Origin of the sequence: Nesterenkonia haasae (assembly GCF_010119385.1) — a bacterium.
Taxonomy (GTDB): Bacteria; Actinomycetota; Actinomycetes; order Actinomycetales; family Micrococcaceae; genus Nesterenkonia; species Nesterenkonia haasae.
Genome location: NZ_VFIE01000018.1, coordinates 21,193 through 29,228, shown reverse-complemented (window position 1 = coordinate 29,228; position 8,036 = coordinate 21,193). Strand labels below are relative to the sequence as shown.

The following is an 8,036-nucleotide window of genomic DNA, read 5'->3' as shown; positions in this document are numbered from 1 at the left end:
GCAGGTGCAGGTGCAGGTGCAGGTGCAGGTGCGGGGTCTGGGCTCGGTGCTGGCTCCGCGGGGGAGTCGCTCGTGGGACGGGGCAGGGGAGTGCCACCCAGACCCGTCCGCCGGTGGGTGCCTGCCGAAAAAGCATCGGGCTTCGGTGCGTTTGGGAGGCTGCGGCCTCGCGGTCCTGGTTCCGGGGTGGCAGCTGGCTGAGGTGGGGCTTCGGTGGCCTGAGGTGCTTCAGCTTGGGTCTGCGGCTGCGCTTTCCCCTGCACCCTTGCTTGAGCCTCTTCTTCAGTGCGCGGCAAGCCCTGCCGTCGGTGTCCAGAGTCTTCGATCACGACGACTTGGCCTTGAGCGTCTCGATCAGTTGGGGGACCACCTCGAACACATCGCCAACGATCCCTAGATCGGCAATGTCGAAGATGGGGGCCTCCGGGTCCTTGTTGATGGCGATCACCGTCTTGGCGGTCTGCATACCGGCCTGATGTTGGACAGCTCCTGATATGCCCAATGCGATGTAAAGCTCGGGGGAGACCGTCACTCCAGTTTGGCCTACCTGCAGCGAGTTGGGGGCATAGCCGGCGTCCACTGCGGCGCGGGAGGCTCCGAGACCTGCGCCCAAAGCATCCGCGAGTTCCTCTGCGAGAGCGAACCCCTCTACCGAACCCAGTCCACGACCACCGGCCACCACAGTATCGGCTCCGCGCAGATCGGGCCTCGTAGAAGCTTCTGCCGAAGGAGAGAATTCGATGATGGCGGCGGATTGACTGGGCAACTCACCAAGGTCGAGGCGACGAATCTTGGGGTCCACCCCAGGGGCGCGATTCTCCACGGACCCTTCACGCAGGGTGATGATGAGGGAGCCGTGGGTAGGGGCCGATTCTGTCGTGAACATGGAACCGTAGACGGAGTGGTGGGCTACGACGCCTTCGTCGTCCCGGTGGACACCGACAACGTCAGTTGCAATGGCACTCTGTGTGCGCACCGAGAGTCGAGCGGCAATGTCCCTGCCGTCAACGTCATCCGGGATCAGCACCGCCTCGGCCCCCACGGCTCGCCCCGCAGTGACCAGAGCGTCAGCGGCGGGGGCCGTCAGTGTCGAACTCACCGTGTCATCCTCCACCACGAAGACCGCCGTGGCACCGTAGTGGCCTGCGGACTCTGCTGCCCTCTGCGCCTTGCCGGGGGCCGTCACAAGGACTCCGACGGGGGTGCCTATGAGAGCCGCCGCGCCCAGCAACTCGGCTGCCGATCCCACCAGCTCACCGGAGGGGAGAACGGGCAGGAACGCAAGGATGTTCTGCTCAGTCATGTTTCACACCAGCTTCTTCTCGATCAGGTAATCCGCCAGCTTAGTCCCGGCATCACCCTCATCAACGATTTTCTCGCCCGCGCTCCGCGGCGGAGATTCCGAGACCGCCAACATAATTGACCGTGGAACGTCGGCGGCCGGGTCGATACCCAAATCCGCCAGCGCATAAGTCTCCAGTGGCTTCTTTTTGGCGGCCATGATCCCTTTGAAGCCTGGGAATCTGGGGCCGGGGTGCCGCTCAGTCAGCGAGACCACTGCGGGCAGCTGCGCCTGCACAGTCACCGTGCCACCATAGGTCGCCCTTTGGCCGGTCACCGTTGACTCGGTGATCTCCAGTGTGTCGAGGCTGGTGGCGTGGGCGATTCCCATCCGCTCCGCGATCATAGTCGGGATGACGCCGCCGGAACCGTCGGAAGAGACATCCCCGGCGATGATGAGATCGCATTCAATGCGCTGCAGAACCGCAGCCAGCACCTCAGCACTGAGCGTCATATCGGATCCGGCTAGCTCTGGGTCGATGACGTGGTGGGCTGAGTCTGCTCCCATGGCCAGTGTTTTACGCAGCATCGCCTCTGCAGACTCTGGACCCATCGTCACCAAGGCGACTTCGACATCCTCGGAGGACTCGGCATAGGAGACGGCAGCCTCCACCGCACGGCTGGTGATCTCATCGAGAACTGGGTCACTCGCGGAGCGGTCAGCCAACCCGGTGGTGAGACTCAGTCGGCGTTCGCCATAGCTGTCCGGGACTTCTTTGACCAACACAGCGATTTTCATCACGCATCTCCTATCGGTGCAGCTCCCAGTGCTTCGAATACTCACGTCGTCAACCCAGGATGGCTCCACAGCAAGGTATCACTGTGAACTGGACCACCGTGTCACGGAATCTGCGCTGTAGCCGCTATAGGCATAAACTGTCGCAGGATCTTTTCTTCTCATACGTCTTGACTGAACCACGGAGCAAAATGGCTGACGAGCACGCACGAGTACCGCATCCCCTGGATGAGACCGCCGTCGAGCAGCGCGTGGCAGAGGCGCTTGCCGCGTTCGACGCCGCCGGAGACCTGGAGGAGCTCAAGGCCGCCCGGCTCGCCCACACCGGTGACAAGGCTCCGATTGTGCTGGCTAACCGGCAGATCAAAGACCTCGACAAGGCGCAGAAGAAAGAGGCCGGAAAGCTCCTGGGCACAGCCCGCGGCCGGATCCAGAAGGCACTGTCTGCGCGCACCGAAGTTCTCGAGACCGAACACGACGCCCAGGTGCTTGTTGAGGAAGCGGTCGATGTCACCGCAGCGCCGCGTCGTCGTCCCTTGGGTGCCCGGCACCCCATCACCAGACTGCAGGAGAAAGTGGTGGATGTCTTCACCGCCATGGGTTGGGAGGTGGCGGAAGGGCCAGAACTGGAATCCGAGTGGTTCAACTTCGATGCGTTGAACTTCGCACCGGACCACCCCGCCCGTGAAATGCAGGACACCTTCTTCGTCGAGCCCGCCGAAGCTCACCTGGTGTTGCGCACCCATACCTCCCCGGTGCAGATCCGCGCGCTGCTCAATAGGGCACTGCCGGTGTATGTGCTGGCCCCCGGCAAAGTGTTCCGCACGGATGAATTAGACGCCACCCATCTTCCTGCGTTTCACCAGTTCGAAGGCCTGGCCGTGGACAAGGGGCTCACCATGGCTGACCTGAAAGGGACTCTGGAGCACTTCGCCCGGCAGATCTTTGGGCCTGAGGCCGCCATCCGGCTGCGGCCCAGCTACTTCCCATTCACGGAACCTTCAGCCGAAATGGATGTCTGGCACCCCGGTGCCAAGGGCGGGCCCCAATGGATCGAATGGGGCGGGTGCGGCATGATTCACCCCAACGTGCTGGCTGCTGCCGGAATCAAAGACCCCGAATACACCGGCTTCGCTTTCGGGATGGGTGTGGAGCGTACCCTGATGTTCCGCAACGACGTCCCGGATATGCGCGACATGATCGAGGGGGATATCCGCTTCAGCGCTCAATTCGGCATGGAAGCCTGATCCTGCGCTGAGCGTCCCACCCCGGTGTGACTACCAGTTTCACCGTCGCTTAATCGTCCGTTCCTAGTCTCCTCAGAGTCAGCAGAATCACTCTGACTCAGAGGAGGGTCACCATGGAACACCACGCACCACATGCGAACGCCGCCGGATCTCCGGCGGCTGAGAATACTAGTCAAGACACACCAGGCTCATCGCCGGGACTCGACCCCCGTATTGGGGGGCTTTTGGCGTACTTCACCTGGGTCGGGGGCCTCATTATGCTCCTCACCCAGAAACACCCAGAGGTCCGGTTTCACGGGGCGCAGTCCATTCTGTTCAACATTGCCCTGATCCCCATCTATGTCCTCCTCTTCATGGTGGAAGTCCTCCTGACGTCTGCCTTTGGGCTCTTCGGTTTGCTCACGTGGCTGCTGTTCCCCGCAGTGGGCCTGGCCGCCTTCGCAGTCTGGCTCCTTTTGGCGTTCAGGGGCTACAACCTTGCCCACTTCAAGCTTCCAGTTCTGGGCGACATCGCCGAGACCTGGGCCAAATACTGAAACGGAGGGACACCATGACATCGACAACTACACACATCCTGGCCACCGGCGGCGCCGCGCTATTGCTGCTGACCGCTTGCAGCACTGCGGAGACTCTCCGGGAACGCGCCGATGACGTCGAGAAACTCGCCGACGGGATCACCGAACTCGATGAAGCACTTTCCGAGGAGGTGGACTCCGCCCTTGATGAGCAGGCTGAGCAGCAGCACGCCGGGGACCATTCCGACGATGCCGGCTTAACCGTCGATGTGGAGCTCAACGAGAGTGCGTATTTTCAAGGTTTGGAATACGAATTCGGCCGTCTGGCCACGGTCGAGCCGCACGGGGCCAGCGCTCTCGGTACCGACCTGACCGTTGAGGTGACGGTGACTAATGAATGGAGCGAAACGTATATGCCCCAGGCGCCAGCCAGTCTTCGGTGGGATGAGCCCGGCACCGGCAACACTATTGAGGTGTCAGGAAGGGCAGAGCTGAGGCAGGTGCCCGGGGGATCCTCCGCCTCCGGAGAATACGTTTTTCAGGTCTCCGAGCAGGACGCGGAACTCTTCGACGAAGACTCTGCACGCCTAGTCCTGGGCGAGAGCGGTTCGGCCACCGCCCAGGTGCCAGTGGGGTCGGAGGCCGAGCTGATCCCGCGTCTGCCTATCGTCCAGGATGAGCTTGCCGATGACGTTCTCGAACTTGGGCCAGTGAACGTGATCGTGGACCAGGTAGAGGTGAAGTGGAGCCACGGCACTCCCGACCAGCCTCAGGTCCCCGAGGGACAGGCCGCTGTGGTTGTCAGCTACACGTTGAACAACACGGGAGACGACCAAGCCTGCGCTGCGCGCGGGGCTGGCGACACCTTCTCTCTGATCAGTTCAGACGGCGCAGGATTTCCGGATCTTCGCGTCTCCGAGCGATGTGTTGGGGGTGGGCAGAGTGTGGAGTCCACCACCGGTTTCACTATCGATGAGCCATTCGATGGCGACTATTCGCTCACCATGCGGCTGCCAGTGGGATTCGATGAGTACGACGACGCGGTGGACCTCACCTTGGTCGGAGATGACGCGGGTGATGAAGACGCATGATGAGCCCCTGTCATCAGCTGACTACCGGGGCGGATGCAGTTGGGCCAATTCTTCTAGGATCGACTCCGGGGCCAAGGCTTCGCCCACAGTGGCTTCTTCGAGCATCCCCTCCGGTGTCAGAGTCTGCCGAAGGGCAGCCCGCAGCACAGAGAGGTCCCCGATGGTCGCCTGATCGGAAGCGTTATTGGTGTGTCGGCGGTGCATGGACGCCAATCCCAGCAATTGGGCCGCCCTGTGCGGCTCGCTGGCAGAACGGAGGGCGGCGGCAGTCTCCAGCAGCGCCGGCACCCACCAGGCGTCCACAAGATCATGGTCGAGTACGCCCTGGGCTGCATGCGCGAGATGGGCTGCTGACTCCTCGAACTGCCCTAAGGTTCGGTAGCACATGCTCAGCTGCCAGAGGCTGCGGCTGCGCTGTTCGGCAGTTCCGGACTCTTCCCTCACCAGGTGCGCGGCTCGTGCGTAGGCGAGTGCTTCTCGCGGCTCTGCGCACCTGCTGCTCACCAGCGATAAGCGCTCCAATACGAGCGCTTCCGAGCCGCGATTGCCCAGACCCCGAATATCTTCCAATGCGGCTTCCAAATATGTCTGCGCATGCTCAAGCTCATGGAGCTTTTCATGGACAATGCCCAGGTTCAGGCGTGTGGAAGCGACCCCTACGGTGTGGTCAGACTGAGCAAACATTTTAAGGGCGCGCTCCCAGTAGTCTGCAGCTTGCTGGTGATCTCCCGAGTCGGACGCAACGCCTGCCAAATTGTTCAGCGTCAGCGCGGTTCCCGCTGAATCGCCGAGCTCCTGGCGGAGATGCAAAGCGGCGGAAAGATACTGTGCGGCTTCTGCGCGGCTTCCGTCGTTGAAGGCCAGGGAGCCGGCGGTATGAAAGGCGGCAGCTCTAGAGGATGCCGGTGAGCCATCAGCACGGGTGAGCACTTCGGATGCCCACTGGCGTCCTTCAGCATGCTGCCGTCGGCGCATCCAGTAAGGCCCCAGGGCTGCGATGAGGTCGAGTCCAAGGTTCACATCGTGATTCACTGCGTATTCCAATGCCGCACGAACATCGGCCATGAGTGAATCCATTCTGGCCAGTTGATTGTTCTCGTCTGCACGCCCTGCCGACTGTGCAGCCTGCTGCGCCACCTTCGTGAAGTGTTGAGCGTGGTTCGCGGCCGTGCGGGCACGTTCAGGGGCTTGGATCACGTCACGGGCTGCTTGCCGAACAGGTGGCAACAACGAGTACCTCGCTGTCGGACCTGAAAGGTCAGCAGTCACTGCGGCGGCCTGGACCAGTGCTGCCAATAGTGGCACAAGCTGGTCCTTAGTTACCTCGCCGCCCAGACACACGCACTCGATAGCTGAGATATCGACGGCTCCGCGAAATACGGTCATTCGGCCCAATAATGCGGTGGCGGAGCTCGGTAGTAGGTCGAGTGTTCCCTCAAGGGCTGCGTCCATGGAGTGATGCCTGTCGGAACGGCCCTGCTGCCCGATCAATGTGACGGGTGAAGGGGTTGCGAGTCTGTCGGCAATCTGGGCTGGGGCGAGCACGCTGCATTGAGCTGCCGCGAGCTCGATTCCCAATGGCAGGCCCCCCATGAGCTTGGCAATCGTCTCAGCAGCTTTGAGGTCCTCGGAGTCCGGGCTCAGCTGTGGGTGGGACTGTTGGGCTCGGTCAAGAAACAGCTCCACCGCTGCAGATCTGGCTTCCTCCGCGGTCTCATGGGGAAGTTGAAGCGGAGGAGTCGGCCAGACGCACTCGCCGGTGAGGTTCAGCGGCACCCTGCTCGTGGCGAGGAAGGTGATCGTTGGGCAGTGGGTCAGGAGGCTCCCTAAGGCGGAGGCGATGCCCTCGCGGAGGTGCTCGCAGTTGTCTACGACGATGAGCAGGGCGCTTTCGCCGATGTGGGCGCAGACTGACTCAACAGTCGGATGTTCGGCCCCCAAAGCCTTGGCTAGGGTCGGGAGGATCAGCCGTCGGTCCGTGACGGTGTCGAGTCCGACGAAGACAGTATCGCGTCCCGAGCGTTGCCCTGCCAGGGATGCTGCTGCTACGGCCAAACGGGTCTTCCCTACCCCACCGAGCCCAGTCAGGGTGAGCAGCCGGTGGTGATGGGTCAGTTCAGCGATCTCGCGCTTCTCCTGTTCGCGCCCGTGGAAGGAGGTCGCAAAGGCAGGCAGATCTCGAGAGCGCGGCATCGGGGGCTCGAGCCGAGGATCGTGACGGAGAACCTGCCGATGAATCTCTTGGAGTTCAACCCCAGGGTCGATACCCAGCTCTTCGGACAGGACGTTCTGAGCTCGGCGGTAGGCCTCGAGTGCTTCGCTCTGCCGGCCGCTCCAGTAGTACCCCTTGATCAGAAGAGCCCAGACTCGTTCGTCGAAGGGAGCCTCCTGGACGAGTGCCTCGAGTTGTGGCACGTCGACTGACCGGCCAGCGCATTGCAGTTCCGCCTCGGCAAAGCTCACTCGGGATTCTGCGTGGAGGTGGAGTAGCCGGGCACGCTCGGACTCCGCCCAGGGGCAGTCCACATCAATGAGAGGGTCCCCGCGCCACTCCTCCAATGCTGCCCGTAGGGCTTTCAGCGCCGCCGGGGCATCCCCATTGGTGAGTGCCTCGCGGCCAGAGCGCACCCGAGCCTCGAACCGGAACACATCAACTGAGTCTTTGAGGATGTTAAGTCGATACCCAGCCCCTACGTTTTCGATGACATCGTTCGCGGTAAGTGCCTGTCGCAAGTGTGAGATATGGACTCGGAGAGTGTTCACCGCAGTGGCGGGAGCGTCGCGTCCCCATACGGATTCGATCAAGGCGTTGGTCTCAATGACTGACCCAGCGCGCAGCGCCAAGACTGAGATCAGCGCTCGCCGCACGCGGCCGTTGACGGTGCACTCAGTGCCGTCGCTGGCGACACTCAGCGCGCCGAGCAGACGAACCTCTAGTGCGGGCGGCGTGCCAAGCATAAACACAGCGTACTACCAGCTTTTATCCGGGTGGGGTGATCTTCGAAGATCGGCATGTCAGTTCGACGGTGGACATCGGGGCCGAAGCCAACCCCTGCCCGCCCTCCGGGTGAGGCACACTTGGCAGGCGTGAGGCAGGTAAAGTGAC

The 8,036-nt window shown here is 62.3% G+C and carries 6 protein-coding genes and 1 pseudogene; 4 read left to right on the top strand and 3 right to left on the bottom strand.

The genetic code is table 11. From position 1 onward, the window contains the following. Positions 1-201 (top strand): annotated as a pseudogene (locus tag FH975_RS16480) (hypothetical protein); the annotation flags it as partial. A gap of 124 nt (positions 202-325) precedes the next feature. On the opposite strand, the gene FH975_RS03450 reads toward FH975_RS16480, so the two are convergent. Beyond that, positions 326-1,303: an electron transfer flavoprotein subunit alpha/FixB family protein gene (locus FH975_RS03450; protein ID WP_162320094.1), complete on the bottom strand. Its 978-nt coding sequence runs from the start codon at positions 1,301-1,303 to the stop codon at positions 326-328. A 3-nt stretch (positions 1,304-1,306) separates the two neighbouring features. Further along, positions 1,307-2,080 (bottom strand): electron transfer flavoprotein subunit beta/FixA family protein, encoded by a 774-nt coding sequence (locus FH975_RS03445; protein WP_153078780.1) that lies wholly within the window; start codon positions 2,078-2,080, stop codon positions 1,307-1,309. 188 nt (positions 2,081-2,268) lie between these two features. Here FH975_RS03445 and pheS point away from each other — a divergent pair, with 188 nt between their 5' ends. From pheS to FH975_RS03430, 3 genes are all read left to right on the top strand, one after another. Further along, positions 2,269-3,324 carry a phenylalanine--tRNA ligase subunit alpha gene (pheS, locus tag FH975_RS03440; protein WP_162320093.1) on the top strand — a complete coding sequence of 352 codons (1,056 nt, stop codon included), beginning with the start codon at positions 2,269-2,271 and terminating at the stop codon, positions 3,322-3,324. A 113-nt stretch (positions 3,325-3,437) separates the two neighbouring features. Then, positions 3,438-3,860 (top strand): DUF4870 domain-containing protein, encoded by a 423-nt coding sequence (locus FH975_RS03435; protein ID WP_153078782.1) that lies wholly within the window; start codon positions 3,438-3,440, stop codon positions 3,858-3,860. 14 nt (positions 3,861-3,874) lie between these two features. After that, positions 3,875-4,930, top strand: coding sequence for a hypothetical protein (locus FH975_RS03430; protein ID WP_162320092.1), 1,056 nt, complete (start codon positions 3,875-3,877; stop codon positions 4,928-4,930). Between the two features lie 21 nt (positions 4,931-4,951). Here the strand turns inward: FH975_RS03430 and FH975_RS03425 are convergent, their stop codons facing one another. Further along, positions 4,952-7,888 carry a BTAD domain-containing putative transcriptional regulator gene (locus FH975_RS03425; protein WP_162320091.1) on the bottom strand — a complete coding sequence of 979 codons (2,937 nt, stop codon included), beginning with the start codon at positions 7,886-7,888 and terminating at the stop codon, positions 4,952-4,954. Positions 7,889-8,036 lie beyond the last annotated feature (148 nt).